Below are 25156 nucleotides of genomic sequence, written 5' to 3'. Positions count from 1 at the left end.
GGACGTCAGTGATCAAGTATCTCCTCAAGCGCATGGCGACCTATGTGGTCATGATCTTCCTGACCACCTCGGCCGGGTACTTCCTGGCGGTCTCCACTATGAAGCCAGCCCTGATCGAGCAGGAGAGGATCCCGCGGCCCACCCCCGAACAGGTCGCACACTCCCTGGCGCTCAAGGGACTCGACCCCGCCATGAGCCCCTGGGACCGCTACGTCCAGTGGCTCACGGGCATCGTGACCCGCTGGGACTGGGGCATGAGCCCGGCCGGCGGCTCGGTCAACGCGGCCTTCGGCGACCGCGTGTGGGTCTCCACCCGCCTGTTCATCGCCGCGATTTTCCTGACGCTCGTGATCGGCGTCGCGCTCGGTGTGTTCACGGCTGCACGGCAGTACAAGGCCTCCGACCGCGTGATCACCAGCTATTCCTACCTGACGTACATCGTCCCGGCCCCGATCGCCTACTTCCTGGTGCAGCTGGCGGCGATCTGGATCAACGACGCCACCGGTCAGCAGATCTTCTTCGTCACCGGCATCTCGACACCCGGCGTGGAGCCGGGATGGCCCGCCTTCGTGGACCTCGTGGCCCACTACGTGGTGCCGACCTTCGCCATCACCCTGGTGGGCTGGGGCGGTTATCAGATCGCCCAGCGCCAGTACCTGCTGGACAACGTCAACGCCGACTTCGTCCGCACCGCCAGGGCCAAGGGCCTCACCCGGAACCAGGCCATCCGGCGCCACGCGCTGCGGGTCTCCTTCATCCCCGTCGCTCAGACCATCGCCTTCACCGTGCCGGCCATCTTCGCGGGCGGCTTCTTCGCCGAGGCCATCTTCGCGTGGCCCGGCGTCGGCTTCTGGAGCATCGACGCGATCGGCAAGCAGGACGTCAACGCGGCCACCGCGACACTGGCCTACGGCTCCGTGATCTTCGCCGTCGGCGCCATCCTCGCGGACCTTGCCACCACCCTGGTCGACCCGAGAGTGAGGGTTTCCTGATGTCCACTGTTGACGCGGTCCAGCCTGAGACAGAGGCGGACGTTCTCACGACGGACGACGGCGTGGTGATCGCCAAGGGCGTCATCATCTTCCGCCGCTTCCTCCGGAACAAGACCGCCGTGGCGGGCCTGATCCTCTTCCTGGCCCTGACGGTCTTCTCCCTGGTGGGCCAGTTCCTCACCCCCTGGACCAAGAACGACATCGACCCCGCCTTCATCGGCGAGGGCCCTTCCGCGGACCACTTCTTCGGCACCACCCAGGCCGGTGTGGACCTCTACGTCCTCATGGTCGAAGGGGTGCGGACCTCGATCCTGATCGGCTTGATCGTGGGCGTCGGCTCCATGCTCGTGGCCGCCGTGTACGGCTGTGTCATGGCCTTCTACGGCGGCAAGGTCGACAAGGTGATGCTCTTCATCCTCGAAGCGCTCATCATGATGCCCTCGCTGCTCGTGGTGGCCGTGGTCACCAGTGGCAACGGCGGCGATCTGAAGGACGCGCTCCCGAGCTGGTTCCTGCTGACCGTGGTCCTGCTGGTGTTCGGCTGGATGGGCGCCGCGCGACTCATCCGCTCCATCTCCATGTCCCTCATCGAACGGGACTACGTCAAGGCCGCTCGTTACATGGGCGTCTCCACCTGGCGCATCGTCTGGAAGCACCTGATCCCCAACATCGGCTCGCTGCTGGTCCTGGAGATCACCCGCGGCGTGACCCTGGCGATCCTCTCCGAGGTGGCGTATTCCTTCATCGGCATCGGCATCAAGCCGCCGGACATGAGCCTCGGCATCCTGATCGGCCAGGCCAGCCAGCAGGTCAGCAGCTTCCCCTGGATGTTCTGGTTCCCGCTCCTGGCCATGTTCGCCCTGACCGGCTCCATGGCCATGATGAATGACGGCCTCCGCGACGCCTTCGACCCGAGCTCCAGCTCCGTGGGCAAGGCCAAGAAGTCGCGCAAGGCCCGCAAGAACACCGTGGAGGCGGCGGCATGAGCGCTTCCCAGCACGACAGCACGCAGGAAGGCACCGTGACACAAGGCACCGGAGCACTGGACACCACCGAACGCCTCCACGTCGCAGGACTGCACGCCCCCGGCGAACCGGTGCTCTCCGTCCGTGACCTGAACGTCCGCTTCAACTCGGAGAACGGCGTGGTGCACGCCGTCCGGGGCGTCGATTTCGACCTCCTGCCCGGCAAGACCCTCGGCATCGTGGGCGAATCCGGTTCCGGCAAGTCCGTCACGTCCATGGCGATCATGGGTCTGCTGCCGGAGACGGCCGAGATCACCGGCTCGGTCCGGCTGCACGGCCAGGAACTCCTGGGCCTCACGGACTCGCAGATGTGCAAGTACCGCGGCAACGACCTGGCCATGGTGTTCCAGGATCCGCTCTCCTCCTTGACGCCCGTGTTCACCATCGGCACCCAGATCATCGAGGCGCTGACGGTCCACAACCCGAGGATGAGCGCCAAGGCGAAGGAGGCCCGCGCCGTCGAGCTCCTGACCCTGGTGGGCATCCCCAGCCCGCAGGCCCGCCTGAAGTCCTTCCCGCACGAATTCTCCGGCGGCATGCGCCAGCGCGTGATGATCGCGATCGCGATCGCGAACGACCCGCGCGTCCTGATCGCCGACGAGCCCACCACCGCCCTGGACGTCACCATCCAGGCGCAGGTGCTCGAGGTCATGCACAAGGCGCAGGAGGAGACCGGCGCCGCGCTCGTCATGATCACCCACGACCTCGGCGTCGTGGCCGGCATGGCCGACGACATCATGGTCATGTATGCGGGCAAGCCGGTGGAGACCGGCTCGGTGGACCAGCTCTACTACGCCCCGCGCATGCCGTACACGATGGGTCTGCTGGGCGCCGTGCCGCGCGTCGACGTCTCCTCCGAGACGTCCCTGGTCCCGATCGAGGGCATGCCCCCGAACCTCATCACCCCGCCCACCGGCTGCTCCTTCGCCCCGCGCTGCCCCCTGGCCGGCCCGGAGTGCCTGACCAGTGAGCCGCCGCTGCGCCTCGTGCCCGGCGACGACGGCCACCGCGCCGCCTGCGTCAAGATGGAGGAGTTCGGCGCCGGCGTCGACGTCCACGAGATCTTCAAGGCGCCCCCGGTGCCGGTGTCCAAGTTCGAGGGGACCCCGCGGACCGAGCGCACCACCGTGCTGGAGCTCAAGGACGTCAAGAAGCACTTCAGCCTGATGAAGGGATCGCTCTTCAAGAAGCGGATCGGCACGGTCAAGGCCGTGGACGGCCTCAGCTTCGACATCCGTGAAGGCGAGTGCTTCTCGATCGTGGGCGAGTCCGGCTGTGGCAAGACCACCACGCTCCTGGAGATCATGGAGTTCAGCAAGGATCAGCCGGGTGAGATCACCATCGGCGGCGTGAATTCGAAGGCCGCCACCTCCGCCAGCGAGAAGACCGCCATGCGGAAGTCGCTGCAGATCGTCTTCCAGGACCCCACGGGCGCCCTGGATCCCCGTTTCACCGTGTACGAGGCGCTCGCGGAGCCCCTCGAGAACCTGGGCACCCCCAAGGCCGAGATCCGCAAGCGCATCATGGAGCTCATGAAGCTGGTGGGTCTCCAGCCGGACCACGTGAACCGTTTCCCCAACCAGTTCTCCGGCGGTCAGCGCCAGCGCATCGGCATCGCCCGTGCCCTGGCCGTGAACCCGAAGCTCGTGGTGCTGGACGAACCCGTCTCCGCGCTGGACGTCTCCGTTCAGGCCGGGGTCATCAACCTCCTGGACAAGCTCCGGGCGGAACTCGGTCTGAGCTACCTCATGGTGGCTCACGACCTCTCAGTTGTACGTCACATCTCGAACCGGGTGGCTGTGATGTATCTGGGGAAGATCGTGGAGGTCGGCGACGTGGACAGCGTCTTCGACAATCCCCGGCACCCCTACACCCGTGCACTGCTCTCGGCGATTCCGGTTCCGGATCCCGAGGCGGAGCGCTCACGGGAGAGGATCATCCTCAAGGGAGACCTTCCAACGCCATTGGATGCCCCCCGAGGATGCAACTTCGCTTCCCGGTGCCCCATTTTCGCTGCCTTGCCTGAGGACAAGAGGACCAAGTGCCTGGAACTTGAACCTCCCCTCGAGAATGGTGGAGGGGACCACCAGTTCGCCTGCTTCTACCCGAACGGGGAGATGGATGCGGACATGCTGGTGCTGCACGACTCATCGGACAGCGCTGCGTGAATATCGTTGATGACAGTGGGAAACCCAACCCTCGCTCCTTTGAAGGGAACAGTATGAAAAAGAAAGTCACGCTCGGCGTCGCCACTCTGGCGGCCGTCACGCTGGCGCTGACCGCTTGCGGCGGCGGCACGGCCAAGGGCCCCGAGAGCGCCAAGGCCGAGGGGTCCGGCTCGGACGTCTCCAAGCTGATCCAGACCAACCCGAAAGACGTCAAGGACCTGGACCAGGGCGGCACCCTGACTCTGGAACTGGGCAACATCGGTCCTGATTTCAACGGCTTCGCCAACAGCGGCAACTCGTCTGACAACACCGCGCTCATGGGTCCGATCAACCAGGCTTTCTACTACGGCTGCTGGAAGACCACCGCGGTGGGCGACTATGAGCTGGACAAGGACTTCTGCGAGGACTTCAAGTCCGAGGTCAAGGACGGCAAGCAGATCCTGAACATCAAGATCAACGACAAGGCCACCTGGAACGATGGCACCCCCATCGACTGGAAGACCTTCGAGAACACCTGGAAGGTGCTCAACGGCACCAACAAGGACTACGACATCGTCGATTCCGGCTCCTACAAGTACATCGAGTCCGTGACCCGTGGTGCGACCGACAAGGACGTCGTCGTAACGGTCAAGCAGCCCGTGTACCCGCTGGCCTCCTTCTTCTCCGGCATCGTCCACCCGAAGGTGAACACCCCGGAGATCTTCAACAAGGGCTTCAGCAACAACATGCACCCCGAGTGGATGGCCGGCCCGTTCAAGGTCGAGAAGTTCGACTCCGCCGCTCTGACCGTCAGCATGGTCAAGAACGAAAAGTGGTGGGGCAACAAGCCGGTGCTCGACAAGGTCGTCTTCCGCCAGATGGAGGACTCCGCCACCATCGCCGCGTTCAAGAACGGTGAGATCGACGCGACCGGTGGCCGCACCGTGGGCCGCTACAAGCAGCTCGAGGGCACCAAGGACACCGACATCCGCCGCGGCCAGCGCCTCTTCGCCGGTGGCCTGAACGTCAACGCCAAGCGCCCGGGCGTCCAGGACGTCGCCGTCCGCAAGGCCATCTTCACCGCCGTCGACCGCGAAGCCATCCGCAAGGTCCGCTTCAACGGTCTGAACTGGGAAGAGCCCAACTCCGGCACCATGATGCTGATGCCGTTCTCCAAGTACTACCAGGACAACTGGCCGGTGCAGGAGCAGGGTGCGGACGCCGCCAAGAAGGTGCTGACCGACGCCGGCTACAAGCCGAACGCCAAGGGCATCATGGAGAAGAACGGCAAGCCCGTCACCTTCAAGATCACCAACTTCGGTGACGATCCCACCGTCCTCGCCTCCGTGCAGACCCTGCAGAAGCAGCTCCAGGCCGCCGGCATGGATGTCGGGATCGACCAGCGCGGCAACGCCGAGTTCGGCAAGATCGTGGGCGACCGCGAGTTCGACGTGACCATGTCCGGTTACACCGTGGGCCCCGACGCCACGCAGGCCGTGGGCCAGTACTACTCCACCGAGAGCGACCGCAACGGTCTCGGCAACGCCGACCTGGACAAGCGCATCGCCGCTCTGCAGTCCGAGGCCGACGACGCCAAGCGCAACAAGGAAGCCCTGGATGTGGAGAAGGACTACGCCAAGCAGTACTTCACTCTCGGCCCGGTCCTGAACGGCCCGCAGATCGAGTTCGTCAAGAAGGGCCTGGCCAACTACGGCCCGACCCTCTTCGCGAACCAGGCCACGGACACCCACGTCCCGGACTGGACCACGGTCGGCTGGGAAAAGGGTTCCACCCACAAGTAAGAACATCCGGCGGTGACTCACCGCCTGCCGAAGCCCCGTTCACCGTGAGGTGAGCGGCCGGTGTACCGGAGCCGAGAGCCCCGGGGAACGCGCAGCGTTCCCCGGGGCTCTCGGCGTTCCGGGCTGTTGACTCTCGCGGCCTGTTCGCTCCCACGGCCTGTTCGTTTCCGGGCGGGCACGGGACAGGGGCGCCGTTTGCTGGGACACTGAGGACCATGCAGCGACCCGCACCCCTGAGAACCGCCGTGGTGGGCTACGGACTGGCCGGCCGGGCCTTCCACTCACCGCTGATCGAGCACAGCCCCGACTTCAGCCTGGACGTGATCGTCACGGGCAATCCTGAGCGCGCCGGCTCGGCGCGGGAGACGTACCCGGGCGTGACGGTGGTGCCCGGCTTCGAGGACGTCCTCGCCCGCGCAGCGGATCTGGACCTCGTGGTCATCGCCACCCCGCCCGAACTGCACCACCCGCAGGCGAAAGCCGCGCTGGAAGCGGGGCTCGACGTCGTGGTGGACAAGCCGTTCACCGTCACCAGTGCGCAGGGGGAGGAGCTCGTGGCGCTCGCTGAGCGGCTGGGGCGCACGCTGGCGGTCTATCAGAACCGCCGCTGGGACAACGCGTTCCTCACCCTTCTGAGGCTCCTGGCCGAGGGGGCGCTGGGGGAGGTGCACCGGTTCAACGCCGGCATGGAGCGGTGGTCGCCGGGGTTCTCCAAGGCGTGGAAGCAGGCTTCGGGTGTGGAGCGCGGCGGCGGCCTGCTCTTCGACCTGGGCACGCACCTGGTGGACTGCGCCCTGCAGCTCTTCGGCCCGGCGCGCGTGGTCCATGCGGAGATCGCGGCGCGCCGCCCCGGTGAGCCGGCCGACGACGACGCGTTCCTCGTCCTCGAGCACGCTCCGGCGGGCGGTGGGGCGCCGGTGCTCAGCCACCTGTCGATGACCCTCTCCGCCGCCCAGCCGGGCCCGGTGTTCGATGTCCGCGGAAGCGCCGGGAGCTACCTGAAATACGGCTTCGACCCGCAGGAGCGGCAGCTCTCGGCGGGGCTGCGTCCGTCGGACCCGGGCTACGGCGTGGAGCCCGAGGAGGCGTCCGGGACGTTCAGCGACGGCACCGTGGTGCGGCCCGTGACGAGTGAGCCCGGCGGGTATCAGGAGTTCTACCGGCTCCTGGCGCGGCATGTGCGCGGCGAAGGACCCGCGCCCGTCGAGGTGGCCGGTGAGACCGGACCGCTCGCCGGGCTGCGGCTGATCGAAGAAGCGCGGCGGATCGCACGCTGAGCTCCGCCTGAGACGTGAAGGGGCGCGGGACCGCAGTCCCGCGCCCCCACGCGTTCACTCAGCCGCGAGGGTGCTCCTAGCGGGCGCGCTCCACCCGCTTCTCGTCCCAGACGGGCTCCTCGGACTCGTAGACCTTGCCGTCCGAGCCGAAGACCAGGAAGCGGTCGAACGACTTGGCGAACCAGCGGTCGTGCGTCACGGCCAGGACGGTCCCCTCGAAGGCGTCGATCGCGCGTTCCAGCGCCTCGCCCGAGTGGAGGTCCAGGTTGTCCGTCGGCTCGTCCAGGAGCAGCAGCGTGGCCCCGGAGAGCTGCAGCAGCAGGATCTGGAAACGCGCCTGCTGACCGCCCGAGAGCGACTCGTACTTGTTCTCCGCCTGTGCCACGAGCCCGTAGGAGTCGAGCGCGCCGGAGGCGGCTTCCCGGCCCAGGCCGGAACGGTGCTCATCGCCCCGGTGCAGGATGTCGAGGAGGGTGCGTCCGGCCAGGTCGGGCCGGGAATGGGTCTGGGCGAAGTAGCCGGGCCGGATACGGGCTCCGAGCTTCACCGTGCCCTCGTGGGGCACCTCGCGGATCTGGATGTCCGAGACCGGCAGGTGCTCCCGCTCGGGATCCGTGCCGCCCGCGGCGAGCAGCCGCAGGAAGTGGCTCTTGCCGGACCCGTTCGACCCCAGCACGCCCACGCGGTCACCGAACCAGATCTCCGTGGAGAACGGTTTCATGAGGCCCGTGAGCTCGAGCTTCTCCGCCACGACGGCGCGCTTGCCCGTGCGGCCGCCGCGCAGCCGCATCTGGACGTTCTGCTCGAGAGGCAGGGCCTCCGGCGGGCCGGCCTCCAGGAACTTCGCCAGACGGGTCTGCGCGGCCTGGTACTTGTTGGCCATGTCGGAGCGGAACGCGGCCTTGGTCTTGTACATGGTGACCAGTTCCTTGAGCTTCACGTGCTCCTCGTCCCAGCGCTTGCGCAGCTCCTCGAAGCGCGCGTTCCGGTCCTCGCGGGCCTGCACATAGGAGCCGAAACCGCCACCGTGGATCCAGGCGCCGGCGCCGTTGATGCCGGGCTCCAGGGTCACGATGCGGTCCGCGGCGTTGTTCAGCAGCTCGCGGTCGTGGCTGATGAAGAACACGGTCTTCTTGGACTCCCGGAGCTTGTCTTCCAGCCAGCGCTTGCCAGGCACGTCGAGGTAGTTGTCCGGCTCGTCGAGGAGCAGCAGCTCGTCCGGACCGGCGAACAGGGCCTCCAGCACGAGTCGCTTCTGCTCGCCGCCGGACAGCGACGACGCCGCGCGGTGCGCCGCCTTGTCGAACGAGACGCCGAGCGCGGCCATGCAGACCTCGTCCCAGACGGTCTCCAGCTCGTAGCCGCCTGCGTCCCCCCAGTCGACGATCGCCTGGGCGTACCGCATCTGGGTGGGCTCGTCGTCGTGCTCCAGCATGGCGTTCTCCGCCTCCTCGACCGCCTTCCCGGCCGCCGCGAGGGCAGGGGTGGCGGTGGTGAGCAGGAGGTCGCGGACGGTGGATTCGTCACGGACCTGGCCCACGAACTGGCGCATGATGCCCATGCCGCCGGAACGGCCCACCACGCCCTCGTCCGGCTTGAGGTCGCCGGAGATGATGCGGAAGAGCGTGGTCTTGCCGGTGCCGTTCGGCCCTATCAGAGCGGTCTTGGTGCCGTCGGGGACCTTGAAGGTCACGCCGTTGAGGAGTTGGGTGCCGTCCGAAAGAAAGTAGTCGATGCCGGCAACGTCGATATGGCCCATTGCTTCAGTTTATGGGCACGACGGCGGGGCGGGGGTTTGTGGGGGTTGGCGGCGGGGGTGCCGGGTTGCTCTGGCCGCTTTCCCCACGGCGCGATGGTCGGGTCCCGTCGTGGAACCGGCCGTGGGGCCCCTTGACGCGGCCGGCCGCAACCCGCCACCCCCGCCGCACCTCGAGGCCGCCGCCGTCGTGGGCCGGGGTGGGAGCCTGGGCCGTCTCGACGGTGCCGGCAGGGTCGAGGGGGAGAAGGAGCCCGGGGTGTTTCATCCCTCGGGAGCGAGATCTCCGGCCGGCGTCCGGTGGCCAGGGGTGTCCGCGTGGTGCAGGTCGGTCTGACGAGGCCAAAACGACGAACGGGTGGGGAGGGGAAACATGGCAGCTTGCGTCAAGGGGCCCCAATGCCCTGTGCGCAGCGTGAGCTGCACACAGGGCATTGGGGATAGCAAGCAGAATGTTTCCCCTCCCCACCCGTCCTGAGCGAGGAGAGCCCGCGGACTAGACCAGGTCGCGCCAGTCGGAGAGCTCCAGGCCGGAGGCGTCGGAGACCGAGTGGTGCGCCACCTTGCCCGCCGCCACGTTCAGGCCGGCGGCCAGGGCGGCGTCGCGCTCGAAAGCGGCCCGGACGCCCAGGTTGGCCAGCGCCACGGCATAGCGGAGGGTGACGTTGGTCAGCGCGTAGGTGGAGGTGTTCGGGACGGCGCCCGGCATGTTCGCCACGCAGTAGAAGATCGAGTTGTGGACCTTGAAGGTGGGGTCCTCGTGCGTGGTGGGGTGGGTGTCCTCGAAGCAGCCGCCCTGGTCCACCGCGATGTCCACCAGGACCGAGCCCGGCTTCATCTTGGCGACCAGCTCATTGGTGACGAGCTTGGGGGCCTTGGCGCCCGGGATCAGCACGGAGCCGATGACCAGGTCGGCCTCGACCAGGGCGCGCTCGATCTCGTAGGAGTTGGAGGCCACGGTCTTCAGGCGGCCGCCGTACAGGGCGTCGAGCTCGCGGAGGCGGTTGATGTTGATGTCGAGGATGGTGACATCCGCACCGGCGCCCATGGCCATGACGGCGGCGTTGGTGCCCGCCACGCCGGCGCCGAGGACGACGACGTTCGCCGGGCGCACGCCGGGGACGCCGCCCAGGAGGATGCCCTTGCCGCCGTTCGGGGCCAGGAGCGAGGAGGCGCCCACCTGCACGGAGAGGCGGCCGGCCACCTCGGACATGGGGGCGAGCAGCGGGAGGGCGCGGCCTTCCTGCACGGTCTCGTACGCGATGGCCGTGACCCCGGACTCCACGAGTCGTGCGGTCAGCTCGGGCTCAGCGGCCAGGTGCAGGTAGGTGAAGAGGATGAGGCCCTCGCGGAAACGGTGGTACTCCGCGGCGATGGGCTCCTTGACCTTCATGACCATGTCGGCACGGGCCCAGACCTCATCGGCGTCGGCGAGCAGGGTCGCGCCGGCGGCTTCGTACTCGGCGTCGGTGATGCCGGAACCGAGGCCGGCCCCTGCCTCGATGAGGACGTCGTGGCCGTGGTGACGCAGTTCGTGGACACCGGAGGCCGTGATGGCCACGCGGAATTCGTTGTTCTTGATTTCCTTGGGGACACCGATGATCATGTGGGGGCTCCATGACGTTCATGTCCGTCGGGCCGGTCTCTGGCCCGGTGCGGACCGGGGAAGTTTCTGTGGGATCAGCTTAGGTCCGGTGTGAGCCACCCGACAGGGCGAATGCCCTGGCAGCGGAGCGGGATCCGCGGATTTCCGGGGATTCTTCCTGTTCGCTATCTACATTTGTTCAGGGCCGTGGCGGCAACTGTCGCCTGGTGTAGCTTGCCGTCCAGTAGGCTGGACGGCATGCAGCAACCCGATGTGGAACAGCTCGTCGAGCAGCTCGCCGCCCGCCTGGGGCGAGGCCTGTCCTTGGAGGACCTGGACGGCCTCCTCGTGGCGTACAGCTCCAATCAGGAGCAGGCGGACCGCGTCCGGGTCAACTTCCTGCTCACCAAGAGGGTCCCGCCGGATGTCAGCGCCTGGCAGCTCTCGCATGGCATCTCGGCCGCCGTGCGACCTGTGGTGGTCCCGGCCAACGAGGAACTCGGCATGCTTGGCCGTGTCTGCGTCCCGCTGCTGGTGCGCGGCTTCCGGGTGGGATACCTCTGGGTGCAGCAGAGCAGCGGGGAGAGCAGCGCCGCTCCGATCCTGGGTCAGCTCGCCGAGGTCCGCCACGAGATTGAGCTCCTGGCCACGTTGCTCCTCGAATCCAACACGGCCGAGTCGGAGCAGCGGAAGCGCCGCGAGGTCGAGTTCCTGTCCGCCTGCTCGGGGGAGCGCGGTGCGATCGCCGCCGTCGGGAACTGGGCCGAGGTGCACGGGAAAGGCCCCTGGCAGCTGATCACGGTGCTCGACGCCGGCGCGCGCCATGAGCCCGAGGACCCCCTGGCGGCTTCCCTCACGCACCGCAGCGCGGCGCTGCAGTCCACGGTCGGCGTGCAGGAGGCCCTCTTCAGCGCGGGCCGCCCCAGCCACTCCGTCATGCTGTTCCGGGCCTCTCAGGGCCGGGCGGTGCATGCGCAGGTCCTGGTGCATTACCAGCTGGAACTGGCCAAGCGGTCGGGGCAGGGCAGGCCGAGGATCGTGATCGGGCTCAGCGAGCCTTTCGGCGAGATCCGGAAGCTGCCGGACGCCTATGGTGAGTCGCGGACGGCGGCGCTCGCCGGGGTCGTCGAACCGTCCCTGGGTGAGCTGGTGGACTGCCGCGACACGGGTATCTATCAGTTCTTCGCGACGGCGGCGCAGGGCCCCATGGACTGGGGCGGGGCGAGCACGCTCAACTTCGCGGCGCTCGAGGCCGGGGACAAGAACCAGGAGCTGCGGCCGGTGCTGGAGATGATCTATGACACCGGCGGGACCGTGCAGGACGTGGCCGACGAGCTCCATCTGCACCGCAGCACCGTGTACAACCGGCTCGCGAAGGTCCGGCAGATCATCGGCGCGGATCCGCTCAAGGGTTCCGTCCGGCTGGAACTGCACGCGGCGCTGAAGGCCGCGCGCTGGCACGAGCGCCCCCGCATCTGAGGGGGCGTCGAGTCTTCCAGTCAGCCGTCCTGGCGGCCGGTGTCCCGGCGTTCGGTGTCGCGGCGTTCAGTGGCCTGGCGTTCGCGCTCGATGCGTTCCAGTGCGCGGGCGTCGAAGTGCTGGGGCGCGGATTCGTCCGGGGCTGAGGTGGCCGGAGCGGGCGCAGGGGGTTCGGCGACCGGCGGTTCGGCGACGGGCGTGACGGGCGCCGGGGGAGCGGGCTGCAGGTGCTGTGCGTCCGCTTCGCGGCGGTCCGAACGGGCCCGTTCCTCCTGGATCCGGTCCAGGGAGCGGGAGTCGAAGTGGTGGAAGCGCGTCCCCTGGTCCTCCTCGGGGCCGGGCGCCGGTTCGTGGGCTGCGCGGCGCTTCTTCAGCACGTCGTGCGCCACGATCGATCCGCCGATGTATGCCACCGCCACGAAGAGCAGCTGCATCAGTCCGTCGGCCTTCAGCAGGCTCAGGAGCGTCCCGACGAGGACCGCCGCAAGGGCGCCGTAGAGGTTGTGAAGACCGAAGAGTTTGGGCACGGGATCAGTCTACGGTTCCGGGGTGCGAGGCTTTCTGCGCGGCCAGCCAGGCCGTGATGTCGCCGCGGCGGATCCGGCGGTGCGTGCCGCGGTACTGGACCGGGATCTCACCCCGGTCCGTCATGTTGCGCAGGTACGTGTGGGAGATGCCGGCCAGCTCCGCCGCCTTGCTCGTGGTGAGCAGTTCGTCGTCGAGCGGGTTCCGGGACTCCCCGCGGGCGGCGTCGCCGCTGGTCACGGTGACGGTCTCCCCGCGGGACAGGCGGGTCAGGAGGTCCACCACGGCGTCTCGTGCGCCGTCGGGGAGCCGGAAGACCGTGCCGTCCACGAAGACGGTGACGTCCTGGCCGCCGTCGAGCGCTCGCCGCAGCCCGGAGGCGGCGTCGGCGGCGAGGGGGCCGGTGGTGTGCGGCTGGGCCTTAAACGTCGACTGCTCCATAAGATGCCATTTTCCACCCGATTCGGGGTGATTCCGGCATCCTATGGAGCAGTCGGCGGGGAGTGTTACTCGGCGTCCAGGTCGGTTTCGACAAGGGTGGCGAGCTTATCCAGGGCCTCTTCGGCGCCCGGGCCCTCGGCGCGGAGGACCACGGTGTCGCCGTTGCCGGCGCCCAGGGTCATGAGGGACAGGATGCTCGAGGCGTCCATGGCCTCATCCTCGGGGGTGCCGGCCAGGGCGATCGTCACCTCGACGTCCAGCTCGGCTGCGGCCTCGGCGAAGATCGCGGCGGGACGGGCGTGCAGGCCGGAGGCGCTGGCGACGACTGCTGTGCGTTCGGGCATGGGGTTCTCCTTCAGGTGGAAACGGTGAGGGTCGGGTGAAAATCCGAGGCCGTTACAGGCCGAGATCGTCCAGGATGGGCAGCCGGGCGCGGACGGCGGCGCGGCCCTCCACGGCGGTCGCGGCGTTCAGGGCCAGGGCGGCGATCTCCTGCGCCTCGGCCAGCGTGACGCTCTTCAGCACGGTGCCGACGGCGGCCAGCGACCGCGCGGTCATGGACAGCGTGTTCACGCCCAGGCCGGTGAGCACGACGGCGAGTGCCGGGTCCGCGGCGGACTCGCCGCAGACGCCCACGGCCTTGTCCCCGGCGGCCTTGGCGCCCTCGACGGTCAGCTGGACCAGGCGGAGAACGGCGGGCTGCCACGGGTCGTTCAGGCTCGCGAGCGGGCCGAGCATACGGTCCGCGGCCATGGTGTACTGCGTGAGGTCGTTGGTGCCGAGCGAGGCGAATGCGACGTCCTTCAGGACGCTGGAAGCGTTCAGTGCGGCTGAGGGGACCTCGACCATGACGCCCGGGGTCTTCAGGCCCACGCCGGCGCAGAGGGAGGCGAAGTGCGCGGCCTCGGGCTGCGTGGCGATCATCGGGGCCATGACCCAGACCTCGGCCTCGGTGTCCACGGCGGCCACGGCGATCGCGGAGAGCTGGCGTTCGAGCACGCCCGGGGTGGTCCAGTCGGTGCGGTAGCCGCGCACGCCCAGGGCCGGGTTCGGTTCGGTGGTGTCGGTGAGGAACGGCAGGGGCTTGTCCGCGCCCGCGTCCAGGGTCCGGACCACGACCTTCCTGCCCGGGAAGGCGGCGAAGACGGCACGGTAGGCGTCGGCCTGCTCGTTCACGGACGGCTCGGTGTCGCGTTCCAGGAAACAGAATTCGGTGCGGAACAGGCCCACGCCCTGCGCGCCGAGGGCCGCGGCGGCCTCCGCGTCCTTGGCGTTGCCCACATTGGCGAGCAGCGGCACCAGGTGGCCGTCCGCCGTCGAGCCCTCACCGTCGAAGGTGGCCAGGGTCGCGGCGCTGCTCGCCCACTTCGCGGCGGCTTCGCGCTCCTCATCACCGGGTTCGGGGACGACCAGGCCGGCCGCGCCGTCGACATACACTTCGGCGCCCTCGGGGATCTCCTCGATCCCCTCGGCCGCCACCACGGCCGGCAGGCCGAGCGAGCGGGCGATGATGGCCGTGTGGGACTGGGGGCCGCCGCCGGAGGTCGCGAGGGCCAGCACGACGGAGGTGTCCAGGGTGGCGGTGTCGGCCGGGGCCAGATCCTCCGCCATGAGGATGAAGGGGGTGGAGGACGCCGGGATGCCCGGAGCCGGGACGCCGCGCAGCTGCGCGACCAGGCGGGCCCGCACATCCAGCACGTCCGTGGCGCGCTCGGCCATGTAGCCGCCGAGAGCCTTGAACTGCGCGGCCACGCCTTCGGCAGCCTCCCAGACGGCGCGTTCGGCGCCGGTGCCGGCGTTGATCAGCTTTCCGGCGGCCTTGAGGAGCATGGTGTCCTTGGCCATGAGCGCGGTCGCCTCGAGCACGGCCTTGCCGTCCTCACTGGCGCGGGTGGCGCGTTCTTTGAGCTCGTCGTGCACCGCCAGGGCCGCGGCCTTCAGGCCCGCGATCACCTCCGCGGGGTCCGCTCCCGGCGGCAGAGTCTCCCCGGCCTGAGGCTCCGCCAACGGCTCCGGCATGTGCTTGACGGTAGCGATGACGCGGCCCGGATTGACTCCGACTCCCTGGAACCCCATGGTGAAAACTCCGATCGACTCACACGGATCTTGTGCTGGCAACACTGTCGAAATACTAGTGGGCGGGCCTGAGGCCCACCCACTAAAAGACGCTACTTCATACTTTGTTTCCACGCCTCATGACGTGCCAGGTGATGCGGCGATCGCCGGATCGCGAGCCAGGCGATCACGAGGATCACGAACCAGATCGGCGTCACGAGCAGGGCCGTCAGCGTGTCCGGCTGGGTGGTCAGCGCCCAGATCAGGAAGAGGAAGAACGCGAAGACCACGTAGACCATGGCGACGCCGCCGGGCATCTTGTACTTCGATGCCGCTGCCAGTTCGGGACGCTTCTTCCGGTACACCAGGTAGCTCAGCAGGATGATGCTCCACACGAACATGAAGCAGACGGCGGAGACGGTGGTCACCATGTCGAAGGCGGCGCCGATGTCCTTGCCCGCGTAGAGGAGCACGACGCCGGCGAGCAGCAGCACGCAGGACAGGAACAGCGCGTTCTGGGGCACCTTGCGGCGGGACAGCTTGCCGAAGACCGCCGGGGCGTCGCCGTCGCGGGCCAGGCCGAACACCATGCGGGACGTGGAGTAGATGCCGGAGTTGGCGCTCGACATGGCCGAGGTCAGGACCACGAGGTTCACCACGGTCGCCGCGATGCCGAGGCCGGCCAGCGAGAACATGCCGATGAAGGGGCTGTGACCGGCCTTGAACTCGGTCCACGGGGTGACGGACATCAGGATGATGAGGGCGCCCACGTAGAAGAGCATCACGCGCACGGGGATGGCGTTGATGGCCTTGGGCAGGTTGTGCTCCGGGTTCTTGGTCTCGGCGGCGGCGGTGCCCACCAGCTCGATGCCCACGAACGCGAAGACGGCGATCTGGAAGCCGGCCACGAAGCCCATGAACTCGCGCGGGAAGAAGCCGCCGTGGCTCCAGAGGTTGGTGAAGCTCGCCTGGCCGGCCGGGGACTGGAAGCCCGTGAGGATCATGACCAGACCGGTGACGATCAGGGCGACGATCGCGACGATCTTGATGAGCGCGAACCAGAACTCGGTCTCACCGAAGGCCTTCACCGTCGGCAGGTTGAGTGCCAGGAGGATCAGGATGGTGAGCACGCCGGGGATCCACAGAGGGATGCCCGGGATGAGGGTCTCCGCGTACCCGGCGATCGCGATGACGTCGGCGACGCCCGTGACCACCCAGCAGAACCAGTAGGTCCAGCCGGTGAAGAACCCGGCCCACGGACCGAGGAGGTCGCCGGCGAAGTCGCTGAACGACTTGTAGTTGAGGTTGGAGAGCAGCAGTTCGCCCATGGCGCGCATGACGAAGAACAGCATGAAGCCGATGATCATGTACACGAAGATGACGGACGGCCCGGCGACGGAGATGGTCTTGCCGCTGCCCATGAACAGGCCGGTGCCGATCGCTCCGCCGATGGCCAGGAGCTGGATGTGCCGGTTGCTCAGGGCCCGGGCGAGGTGCGGCTCGCCCTCGCCCGAGGGGGCGGCGCCGGGAGTCCGGGTGGCTGTGGTGGCCGATTGCGGATTGGTCATGCGGGGCCCTCTCGTTCGCAATGTCTGGTTGTGACCTGGCTGACATTTTGCCGCTCATAGCCTAGCGCGAAGGGGATTTCTCCGAAGGGGACAGTTGTCGAATGCTTGCGGGTGTTACGCGGCGAAGTGTCGAAGGGGGCCGGCGATCCCCGCCACCGTCATCGCCGCAAGCCGGCCCTTGAAGTTAGGTTCCCTAACTGTTAGGATACCTAAGTATGAACAGCGAATCAGATGCCGCTCTGGAGCTGGCCCGGACCTTCCGGGAGGCCCTCCGCCAGGCGGTCTACGTCACGCGCCGACTGGACGTCGGGGAGACCGAGCTGACCGGCTCGCAATTGAGCCTTCTCACGCAGCTCGCCGACGGCGGGGCGCGCGTCAGCGACATCGCCCGCAACCTGGGGGTGCGCGCGCCCACCGCGACGGAGCAGATCACCCGCCTCGAAGGCCGCGGCTACGTGCGGCGCGACAGTGATCCCGAGGACTCGCGCGCCGTCGTCGTGCGGCTGACCGATGACGGTTGGGACGCGGTGGCCCGCGTCAACCTGCGCCGCAACCGCGCCATCGCCGCCGTGATCGACGAGCTGCCGCCGCGCGACCGGGCGGCCCTGGAAGCCGCCATTCCTGTTCTGACCAGTATTTACGACCGTTTGCGTGGCGAGTGACCGGACCTTCCGGATCCCGCCCACAGGAGAGAAGCGAGTAATGAACCAGCTGGATGAGACCATCCACGAGAGTCACGAAGTCCTGGAAGAGGAGAAGGCGTCCTTCTTCCGACAGCCGAAAGCCGTCTGGGCCACCGCTCTGGCGGCCGTGTTCTCCTTCATGGGGATCGGTCTGGTGGACCCCATCCTCCCGGCCATCGCGGAGAATCTGCAGGCCAGCCCGAGTCAGGTGTCCCTGCTCTTCACCAGCTACTTCCTGGTGACCGCCGTGGCCATGCTCATCACCGGCTTCGTCTCCTCGCGGATCGGCGGGAAGAAGACCCTGCTGATCGGTCTGGGCCTGATCGCGGTCTTCGCCTCCCTGTCCGGGCTGTCCGGCTCGGTGGAGCAGCTCGTCGGCTTCCGCGCCGGCTGGGGCCTGGGCAACGCGCTGTTCGTGGCGACCGCGCTCGCGGTGATCGTGGGCGTCGCCAGCGGCGGCTCGGGCGTGGCGATCATCCTCTACGAGGCCGCGCTGGGTCTCGGCATCTCGCTCGGCCCGCTCCTGGGCGCCCTGTTGGGCGGCTGGCAGTGGCGTGCCCCGTTCTTCGGCACCGCATTCCTCATGGCCGCGGCGTTCATCGCCCTCTTCTTCATGCTGCTGACGCTGCCGAAGCCCGCGCAGAAGGTGCGGCTCCGTGATCCGATCCTGGCCCTCGGTCACGCGGGTCTGCGCACCACGGCCCTCGCCGGCCTGTTCTACAACTTCGGCTTCTTCACCATCCTCGCCTTCACGCCGTTCATCCTGCACATGAACGCCTACGGCATCGGGGCCGTGTTCTTCGGCTGGGGCGTCGCGCTCGCGGTGTTCTCCATCTTCGTGGCCCCCATTCTCCAGCGCCGCTTCGGCACGACGCGCAGCATGATGATGGCGCTGACCGGCCTGCTGGTGGTGCTCGTGGGGCTGGGGCTCGCCGCTCTGGCGCACTCCGTGCCCACCGTCGTGGTGCTCGTGATCATCTCGGGCGCACTGCTCGGCATCAACAACACCCTGTTCACCGAGCTGGCCATGGAAGTGTCCGACTCGCCGCGACCGGTGGCGTCCGCCGGATACAACTTCGTGCGCTGGATGGGCGGCGCGCTGGCTCCGTTCATCGCCGCGCAGCTCGGGGAGAACTTCGGGGCGCAGGTGCCGTTCTTCTTCGCCGCCGTGATCATGGTCCTCTCCCTCGTGGCGATCTTCACGGGCCGGAAGTACCTGAACGCCCACGAGCCGCACATCGTCTGAGGCTCGCCGCCTCCCGCATCACCTCGCGAACCGCCAGTAGGCGCCCGTATTCCTCGTGGATAACGGCGCCTACTGGCGGTTCGCGCGTCTCCGAGGGTGCGACGACGGCGGGCCGGTCCTCCCGCCGCACGGCCGCCGTCCGGGATGCCGGACAGCTTCCCCTGTGACCGGGTTCACAGTGCCCCTCCGCTGGAGTGCAATGGAGCGGAACACCAGCAGGAACCTCACCCCCGGGAGCGTGACCATGGCGGCAGCCACTCTAGAGATCCGATCCATCGACAGGGTCCCCAGCGGCGAACGCCACGGCAGCCCGTGGAGTCAGTTCACGCTCTGGTTCGGGGCGAACGCGCAGATCACGGCGATCGTGGACGGCGCCCTGGCCGTGGTGTTCGGGGCGGACGCGTTCTGGGCGATCATCGGCCTGCTGGTGGGCAACCTCCTGGGCGGGGCCGTCATGGCGCTGCACTCGGCGCAGGGTCCGAGCCTGGGCCTGCCCCAGATGATCTCGAGCCGCGCGCAGTTCGGGGTGTACGGGGCCATCATCCCGCTCGTGTTCGTGATTCTCATGTACATCGGCTTCGCGGCGACCGGCACGGTCCTCTCCGGACAGGCGATCAACCTCATCATCGGGTCTGACAACCGTTCCGTGGGCATCATCGTGTTCGGAGCGCTGACGGCCGTCCTCGCGATCATGGGCTACCGGTACATCCACGCCCTGGGCCGCGTGGCGACGGTGCTGGGCCTGACCGGTTTCGCTTACCTGACCTTCGTGATCCTGACCCGCTACGACATCTCTCAGGTCCTGTTCACCAAGCCCTTCGAGATCAGCACCTTCCTGATCTCGGTCTCCGTGGCGGCGGGCTGGCAGTTGACCTTCGGCCCGTATGTCGCGGACTACTCGCGGTACCTGCCCGAGGACACGAGTGCGAAGCGGACCTTTTGGTACACCTTCGCGGGGTCGACCCTCGGGGCGCAGTGGGCCATGACCCTGGGCGCCCTGGCCGGCGGGCTGTCCGCCGCGGGGCTCGGCGGCAGCTTCCTCAAGAACCAGGTGGGTTACATGGGCGATCTGGCGGGCGGCGGACTGCTGGCGCTCGGCATCTACATCATGATCGTCACCGGCAAGCTGACCGTGAACTGCCTCAATGCATACGGCTCCTTCATGTGCTCGGCCACGATCTCGACCGCCTTCACCCGCCGGAACACGGTCCGTCCCGCGGTCCGCGCGGTGTCCGTGCTCGTGGTGATCGCCTTGAGCGTGATCGTGGCGCTGGTGGCGTCCGCCGACTTCCTGAACCTCTTCAAGAACTTCATCCTGCTGCTGCTCATGGTGTTCACGCCGTGGTCGGTCATCAACCTCATCGACTACTACAAGGTGTCCGGTCATCGGATCGACGTGGCCGCGCTCTACAACCCGGACGGCCGGTACGGACGCTGGAACGCGGTCGCGCTGGTGTCCTATGCCATCGGCATCCTGGTGCAGATCCCGTTCCTGTCCCAGGCGCTCTACACCGGGCCGCTCACCGCCTACCTCGGCGGGACGGACATCTCCTGGATCGTCGGCATCGTGGTGACCGCTGCCGTGTACTGGCCGTGGGCGACGGCGGCGAAGCGCTCGCGCGAGCTTCGTGAACGGGAAGGCGCGACGTCGGCGGCCTGACCTCCTCCCGCCGCGCCGGCCCAGGAGGTGAGGTTAAGCTATCCTAAGTCTCGCGCGAACCGGCAGACCGGTCCGCGGCACACGAGCGAGACGGAGGACGACACATGGCGCTGACCAAACATGGCTGGGAGGGCGTGGTCCTCAAGGCCTTCGGCGCCAAGGATTTCCAGGTCAGGACGGTCGGCAGCCGCTGGATCACCGAGGACTACCTCCGGGTCGACTTCACCGGTCGTGAACTGCTGGAGGCCATCGGCGCCCACCCCACCGCCTGGATCCGGGTCTGGTTCCCGACCGGCGGCCGCGGCCACCAGCGGGCGTACACCCTGGTGGACCCCGACCCCGCATCGGGCGCGTTCAGCCTCGAATTCGCGATGCACCGAGGGCCCGCGGCCGATTGGGCGCGCGACGCCGCCGCGGGCGAGGTCCTCGACGTCACCATCCAGGGCAGCGCCTTCTGCCTCCCGGACCCCGCGCCACGGCGCGTCCACGCGGTGGGGGATGCGGCGGCGGTCCCCGGACTCAACACCCTGCTGGACGCGCTGGGGGAGACGCCCGCCGTCGTGTTCCTCGAGCAGCAGCACGAGAGCGACGGCGGCATCCCGCTGCGTCTGCGCCCTCAGGACAGCCTCATCTGGATTCCGCGGGAGGACGACGGGCGGCGTTTCGTCGCCGAGGTGAGCGCCGCCTGGTCCTCGGGCGACCATGCCCTGGACCCGGAGCAGGACTTCGTGTGGATCGCGAGTGAAAGCTCCGCCTTCCGCCTCCTGTCCAAGGAACTGCGGTCCACCCATCGCATGCCGCGGGACCGCGTGGACGCCCTGGGCTACTGGCGCGCCTGACGCCCTGTCTGGCCCGGCCGTGACGTGTCCACAGGGCACGGTTCGCCCGCCCACGGGCCCGCCGCTCGGCATAGGATGAGGCACGGCGGGCCCGCGTGCAGGACACGGGACCCGGCCTTCAGGGGATGAGGAGCACGGCATGTCGATCGCCCAGCACGGCCCGTCGGGTGTGGCGCAGGAGCCCACCCGCGAGGTGAGCCCGATCTGGATCACGGGTGTGGTCCTGGTGAATCTGGGCATCAACGCGGCCTTCTTCGCCCCGCTCCAGGTGCTGCTCGGATTGCAGGCCGCGCAGCTGGATCCTGGCCAGAAGGAAGGCATCCTCGCCCTGGTGACGGGCTGCGGCGCGGCCGTGTCCCTCGTGGCCAACCCGGTCTTCGGCGCGTTCAGTGACCGGACCACCGGGCGTTTCGGACGCCGCGTGCCCTGGGTGGTGGGCGGTGCGGTGGTCGGCGCTCTGGCCCTGGTGGCGCTCGCGGGCGTGCCCGACGTCGCGCTCATGACCCTGGCGTGGTGCCTGGTGCAGGCCGGCTGCAACGGCGCCTACGCGGCCATCACCGCCGCCATCCCGGACAAGGTCCCCACGGAGCAGCGCGCCACGGTGGGCGGACTCGCGGCGATGGGGCAGACGGCGGGCATCCTGCTGGGCGCGGTCATCGCGGCCGTGGTCAGCGGCAATCTGTGGCTCGGCTACGGGCTGGCCGCCCTGGCGCTGGTGCTCGGCGTGGTCCTCTTCGCGTTCCGGTCCGGTGACGTGCCGCTTCCGCGCGAAGCCGTCCCGCCCCTGAACTGGGGGAAGTTCCTGCTGAGCTTCATCACGCCGTTGGCGTCCGCAGATTTCCGCTGGGCCTGGATCACGCGCCTGCTGGTGAACATCGGCAACCACATGATCACGCTGTATCTGCTCTTCTTCCTCACGGACGCCGTGCATCTGCAGGAGACGCAGGGCATCCCCGCGGAGACCGGCGTGCTGATCCTGACGGGTCTCTACGCGATCTTCGTGATCATCACCAGCGTGATCGGCGGGCGGATCAGTGACCGGATGGGCCGGCGGAAACCACTGGTCATCATCTCGTCCGCGATCATCGCCACGTCCGCTCTCATCCTGGCGTTCTCCCCGACGTGGGCGGGCGGTCTGATCGGCGCCGCCGTGCTCGGGATCGGCTTCGGTGCGTACCTCGCCGTCGACTTCGCACTCATCACTCAGGTCCTGCCCCACGCCGAGGAGCGCGGCAAGGACCTGGGCGTCATCAACATCGCCAACTCGCTGCCGCAGGTCATCGCGCCGGCCATCGCCTGGCCGTTCGTGACCCTCTGGGGCGGATACCTCTCCCTCTATGTCGCCGCCGCGGTGATCGGATTGCTGGGGGCGGTGTTCGTGGTGCGGATCAAGGGAGTGGAGTAGCCGTGGCCGCCCCCCAGCCGCCTGGGAAGCCTCCCCGGAGCCTGCCGCCGCATCCGGTGGACGGCGGGATGCCCGTGCACCGGGAGACGCGGGACATCACGCCGTTCGTGGGCGTGGTCTTCCAGGTGTCGGTGCGGAAGATCGCGGGAGGGCTGGGCGAGAGGATCAGGGCCGGGCGAGGTCTGGACCCGGTGAACCGCTTCGCGTTCCGGGAAGGGCCGGGGCGGCTGCAGGGGTTCTCCGGCAAGTTCGCCAAGGCGCTCCATGCCGAAATCACGATGGGTGGCGGGCCGGAGCGGCTCATCCTCCTGGCCCGGAGTCACAGTGGTTTCGCCGGGCTCTGCTACGTCCTGGCCGGGCTGCGGGCGTACCAGGGACGGCAGTACCCGCAGGCCGTGGAACTGCTGCGCCGCGGGCAGGAGACGCTGGTGGACGACGCCGCCCACCGCTTCATGCAGCGCCATCTGCTGGGCCTCGTGGTGGAGGTCGAACTCAGCGACGGGGTCGCGGCCCGCATCCTCTACTCCGATGAGGCCCTGCACTATGCCGCCGCGCACGCCCTGCGCGAGGTCGGCGAGGTGGAGGCCGCCGTCGTCGAGCTGGAGCAGGTGCCGCATTCGCCCGCCAAGGCGCTCGCACTCGCCCAGCTGGCGAGTCTGCAGGAGGACTTCGAGTCCGTGATCCGGCTGAGTGAGGGCGCACGGAACGCGGACGAGCTGAGCGCCGCGCTGCTCCTCCTGCGGGCGCGTGCTCAGCGGCAGAGCGGCCGCCTCAAGGACGCCGACGAGACACTCACGGAAGTTCTGCGCCGGAAGGGCACCGCGTTGCAGCTGCGCAATGCGGCACTGACCGAGCGCGCGCTTCTGGTGCTCGACGCCGGCTGGAAGGCCCTGCCGCGCACGCGCCCCGGGCGGGTGGCGCCGAAGCCGAGGTCGGGTGAGCGGGGCGCTCACCAGGAGTGGAGCAAGGAGTTCCGGAGGCTCAAGCGCCGGAAGTGACCCGGGAAGGACCCTGAAGAGGCCTGAAAGGGCCTTCTGAACTGCGGTTTCATCATGGGTGGTTGACGCGCGGTGAGCGGATCGGCTTGAGTGGAGAGACCACGCGAACCGGGGAGGCGGCGCTGCGCATGAGTGACGAGTATGACCTGATCGTGTTGGGCGGTGGCCCGGTGGGCGAGAACGTGGCCGACCGTGCCGTCCAGGGTGGCCTGACGGCCGTGATCGTGGAGAGCGAACTGGTCGGGGGAGAGTGTTCCTACTGGGCCTGTATGCCATCGAAGGCATTGCTCCGGTCCCCGCAGGCGTTGCGGGCTGCCCGGAAGGTGCCCGGCAGCGCCGAAGCCGTCACGGGCGACCTTGACGTGCGTGCCGTTCTGAAGCGGCGCGACTCGTTCACGAGCCACTGGAAGGACGACGGGCAGGTGTCCTGGCTCGACTCGGCCGGGATCGATCTGGTCCGCGGGCACGGGCGGCTCAGCGGTGAGCGCCAGGTGACCGTCACGACGCCGGACGGGGAGGATCGCACGCTCACGGCCCGCCACGCCGTCGTGCTGAGCACCGGTTCCGACGCCGCGATTCCCGGGATCCCCGGTCTGCGCGAGGCCAGGCCCTGGACCAGCCGCGAGGCGACGAGCGCCCAGGAGGTGCCGGAATCCCTCGTGGTGGTGGGAGGCGGCGTCGTGGCGGTCGAGATGGCGACGGCCTACGCCGCGCTGGGCTCGCAGGTCACGCTGCTGGCGCGGAGCGGACTGCTCGGCTCGGTGGAGGATTTCGCCGGGGCCCTGGTGGCCGACGGCTTGCGGGACCTCGGCGTGGACGTGCGCCTGGGCGTGAAGACCCTGTCCGTGGAGCGCGACGACGGGGGCGTGACCGTCCGCACCGATGCCGGCGACGTGCGCGCCGTCGAGATCCTCGTGGCGACGGGCCGAAAGCCGCGCAGTGGCGACATCGGCCTGGAGACGGTCGGATTGGACCCGGGCGCTTCCGTCACCGTCGATGACACGCTGCGCGTGCCGGGCGTGGACTGGCTCTATGCGGTGGGCGACGTCAACGGCCGCGTGCTCCTCACCCATCAGGGCAAGTACCAGGCGCGGGCCGCCGGGGACGTGATCGCGGCGCGTGCGCAGGGTCAGACGGTCGACGACGGCGCGTGGGGCCGCCACGTCGCCACGGCCGATCACGCCGCGGTGCCACAGGTCATCTTCTCCGAGCCCGAGGTCGCCGCCGTGGGCCTCACCGAAGCGGAAGCCCGTGAGGCGGGGCACCGGGTGCGGGCCGTGGATGTCGAGTTCTCCTCCGTGGCGGGGGCCTCCCTGCACGAGGACGGGTACCAGGGCCGTGCCCGCATCGTGGTGGACGAGGACCGGGAGGTGCTCCTCGGGGTGACGTTCGTGGGGCCCGACGTGGCCGAGCTGATTCACGCCGCCGCCATCGCGGTGGTGGGTGAGGTGCCCGTGAAGCGCCTCTGGCACGCCGTACCGTCCTATCCGACGCTGAGCGAGGTCTGGCTGCGGCTCCTCGAATCGTACGGACGGCAATCCGCCTGAGGGGTCGGCTCCGAAGAGTGTCAGAGGCTCACCGTAGTGTCGTCAGGACACAGGAGAAGGAAGATCATGCATACCGAATTCGCAGGAAACGGCCGCCCTCACGGGTCCGCCGGCAGCGTGGCTGAG

20 protein-coding genes are annotated in these 25156 nt (G+C 68.6%); 13 read left to right on the top strand and 7 right to left on the bottom strand.

From position 1 onward, the window contains the following. The first annotated feature begins 8 nt into the window (after nucleotides 1-8). From P9849_RS15890 to P9849_RS15870, 5 genes are all read left to right on the top strand, one after another. Nucleotides 9-992, top strand: coding sequence for an ABC transporter permease (locus P9849_RS15890; RefSeq protein ID WP_278267669.1), 984 nt, complete (start codon nucleotides 9-11; stop codon nucleotides 990-992). Beyond that, nucleotides 992-1978: an ABC transporter permease gene (locus P9849_RS15885; RefSeq protein WP_278267668.1), complete on the top strand. Its 987-nt coding sequence runs from the start codon at nucleotides 992-994 to the stop codon at nucleotides 1976-1978. Before P9849_RS15890 ends, P9849_RS15885 begins: the two co-directional genes overlap by 1 nt. Continuing rightward, nucleotides 1975-4185 carry an ABC transporter ATP-binding protein gene (locus P9849_RS15880; RefSeq protein ID WP_278267667.1) on the top strand — a complete coding sequence of 737 codons (2211 nt, stop codon included), beginning with the start codon at nucleotides 1975-1977 and terminating at the stop codon, nucleotides 4183-4185. Before P9849_RS15885 ends, P9849_RS15880 begins: the two co-directional genes overlap by 4 nt. Nucleotides 4186-4238: 53 nt before the next feature. Beyond that, entirely contained in the window at nucleotides 4239-5966 is a 1728-nt protein-coding gene (locus tag P9849_RS15875) for an ABC transporter substrate-binding protein (RefSeq protein ID WP_278267666.1), read from the top strand. Between the two features lie 215 nt (nucleotides 5967-6181). Continuing rightward, nucleotides 6182-7243, top strand: coding sequence for a Gfo/Idh/MocA family oxidoreductase (locus P9849_RS15870; protein ID WP_278267665.1), 1062 nt, complete (start codon nucleotides 6182-6184; stop codon nucleotides 7241-7243). A gap of 76 nt (nucleotides 7244-7319) precedes the next feature. Here the strand turns inward: P9849_RS15870 and P9849_RS15865 are convergent, their stop codons facing one another. Together P9849_RS15865 and ald are read right to left on the bottom strand one after the other, a co-directional pair. Further along, nucleotides 7320-9002, bottom strand: a complete 1683-nt coding sequence (locus P9849_RS15865; protein WP_107003255.1) for an ATP-binding cassette domain-containing protein — start codon at nucleotides 9000-9002, stop codon at nucleotides 7320-7322. Nucleotides 9003-9495: 493 nt separating this feature from the next. Next, nucleotides 9496-10605 carry an alanine dehydrogenase gene (gene ald / locus P9849_RS15860; RefSeq protein WP_278267664.1) on the bottom strand — a complete coding sequence of 370 codons (1110 nt, stop codon included), beginning with the start codon at nucleotides 10603-10605 and terminating at the stop codon, nucleotides 9496-9498. A gap of 237 nt (nucleotides 10606-10842) precedes the next feature. Between ald and P9849_RS15855 the strand changes: the two genes are divergently transcribed. Continuing rightward, complete coding sequence (locus P9849_RS15855) at nucleotides 10843-12063, top strand: helix-turn-helix domain-containing protein (RefSeq protein ID WP_278267663.1); 1221 nt, start codon at nucleotides 10843-10845, stop codon at nucleotides 12061-12063. Nucleotides 12064-12083: 20 nt separating this feature from the next. Here P9849_RS15855 and P9849_RS15850 read toward each other — a convergent pair whose 3' ends face one another. The 5 genes from P9849_RS15850 to cycA form a co-directional block, all read right to left on the bottom strand. Beyond that, nucleotides 12084-12590, bottom strand: coding sequence for a hypothetical protein (locus P9849_RS15850; protein WP_278267662.1), 507 nt, complete (start codon nucleotides 12588-12590; stop codon nucleotides 12084-12086). 4 nt (nucleotides 12591-12594) lie between these two features. Further along, entirely contained in the window at nucleotides 12595-13029 is a 435-nt protein-coding gene (locus tag P9849_RS15845) for a helix-turn-helix domain-containing protein (protein ID WP_278267661.1), read from the bottom strand. Nucleotides 13030-13094: 65 nt separating this feature from the next. Further along, nucleotides 13095-13373 (bottom strand): HPr family phosphocarrier protein, encoded by a 279-nt coding sequence (locus P9849_RS15840; protein ID WP_066213729.1) that lies wholly within the window; start codon nucleotides 13371-13373, stop codon nucleotides 13095-13097. Between the two features lie 52 nt (nucleotides 13374-13425). Next, complete coding sequence (gene ptsP, locus P9849_RS15835) at nucleotides 13426-15048, bottom strand: phosphoenolpyruvate--protein phosphotransferase (RefSeq protein ID WP_278267660.1); 1623 nt, start codon at nucleotides 15046-15048, stop codon at nucleotides 13426-13428. 149 nt (nucleotides 15049-15197) lie between these two features. Continuing rightward, nucleotides 15198-16652 carry a D-serine/D-alanine/glycine transporter gene (gene cycA / locus P9849_RS15830; protein WP_278267659.1) on the bottom strand — a complete coding sequence of 485 codons (1455 nt, stop codon included), beginning with the start codon at nucleotides 16650-16652 and terminating at the stop codon, nucleotides 15198-15200. A gap of 215 nt (nucleotides 16653-16867) precedes the next feature. Here cycA and P9849_RS15825 point away from each other — a divergent pair, with 215 nt between their 5' ends. From P9849_RS15825 to P9849_RS15795, 7 genes are all read left to right on the top strand, one after another. Then, entirely contained in the window at nucleotides 16868-17314 is a 447-nt protein-coding gene (locus P9849_RS15825; RefSeq protein ID WP_107003262.1) for a MarR family transcriptional regulator, read from the top strand. Nucleotides 17315-17354: 40 nt separating this feature from the next. Next, nucleotides 17355-18581 carry an MFS transporter gene (locus tag P9849_RS15820; RefSeq protein WP_278267658.1) on the top strand — a complete coding sequence of 409 codons (1227 nt, stop codon included), beginning with the start codon at nucleotides 17355-17357 and terminating at the stop codon, nucleotides 18579-18581. 199 nt (nucleotides 18582-18780) lie between these two features. Further along, a complete protein-coding gene (locus P9849_RS15815; RefSeq protein ID WP_278267657.1) occupies nucleotides 18781-20241 on the top strand; it encodes a cytosine permease in 1461 nt (486 codons plus the stop codon). A gap of 104 nt (nucleotides 20242-20345) precedes the next feature. Further along, nucleotides 20346-21080, top strand: coding sequence for a siderophore-interacting protein (locus P9849_RS15810; protein ID WP_278267656.1), 735 nt, complete (start codon nucleotides 20346-20348; stop codon nucleotides 21078-21080). A 139-nt stretch (nucleotides 21081-21219) separates the two neighbouring features. Further along, nucleotides 21220-22485: an MFS transporter gene (locus P9849_RS15805; protein WP_278267655.1), complete on the top strand. Its 1266-nt coding sequence runs from the start codon at nucleotides 21220-21222 to the stop codon at nucleotides 22483-22485. 2 nt (nucleotides 22486-22487) lie between these two features. Next, nucleotides 22488-23483 (top strand): hypothetical protein, encoded by a 996-nt coding sequence (locus P9849_RS15800; protein WP_278267654.1) that lies wholly within the window; start codon nucleotides 22488-22490, stop codon nucleotides 23481-23483. Between the two features lie 128 nt (nucleotides 23484-23611). Next, nucleotides 23612-25030, top strand: coding sequence for an NAD(P)/FAD-dependent oxidoreductase (locus tag P9849_RS15795; protein WP_278267653.1), 1419 nt, complete (start codon nucleotides 23612-23614; stop codon nucleotides 25028-25030). The last annotated feature ends 126 nt before the right edge of the window (nucleotides 25031-25156 follow it).

The sequence above is a fragment of the Arthrobacter sp. Y-9 genome (assembly GCF_029690065.1).
In the GTDB taxonomy this organism is placed as follows: Bacteria; Actinomycetota; Actinomycetes; order Actinomycetales; family Micrococcaceae; genus Arthrobacter_E.
Note: the sequence above shows the minus strand (reverse complement) of the source record. Positions and strands in the feature narration are given on the sequence as shown.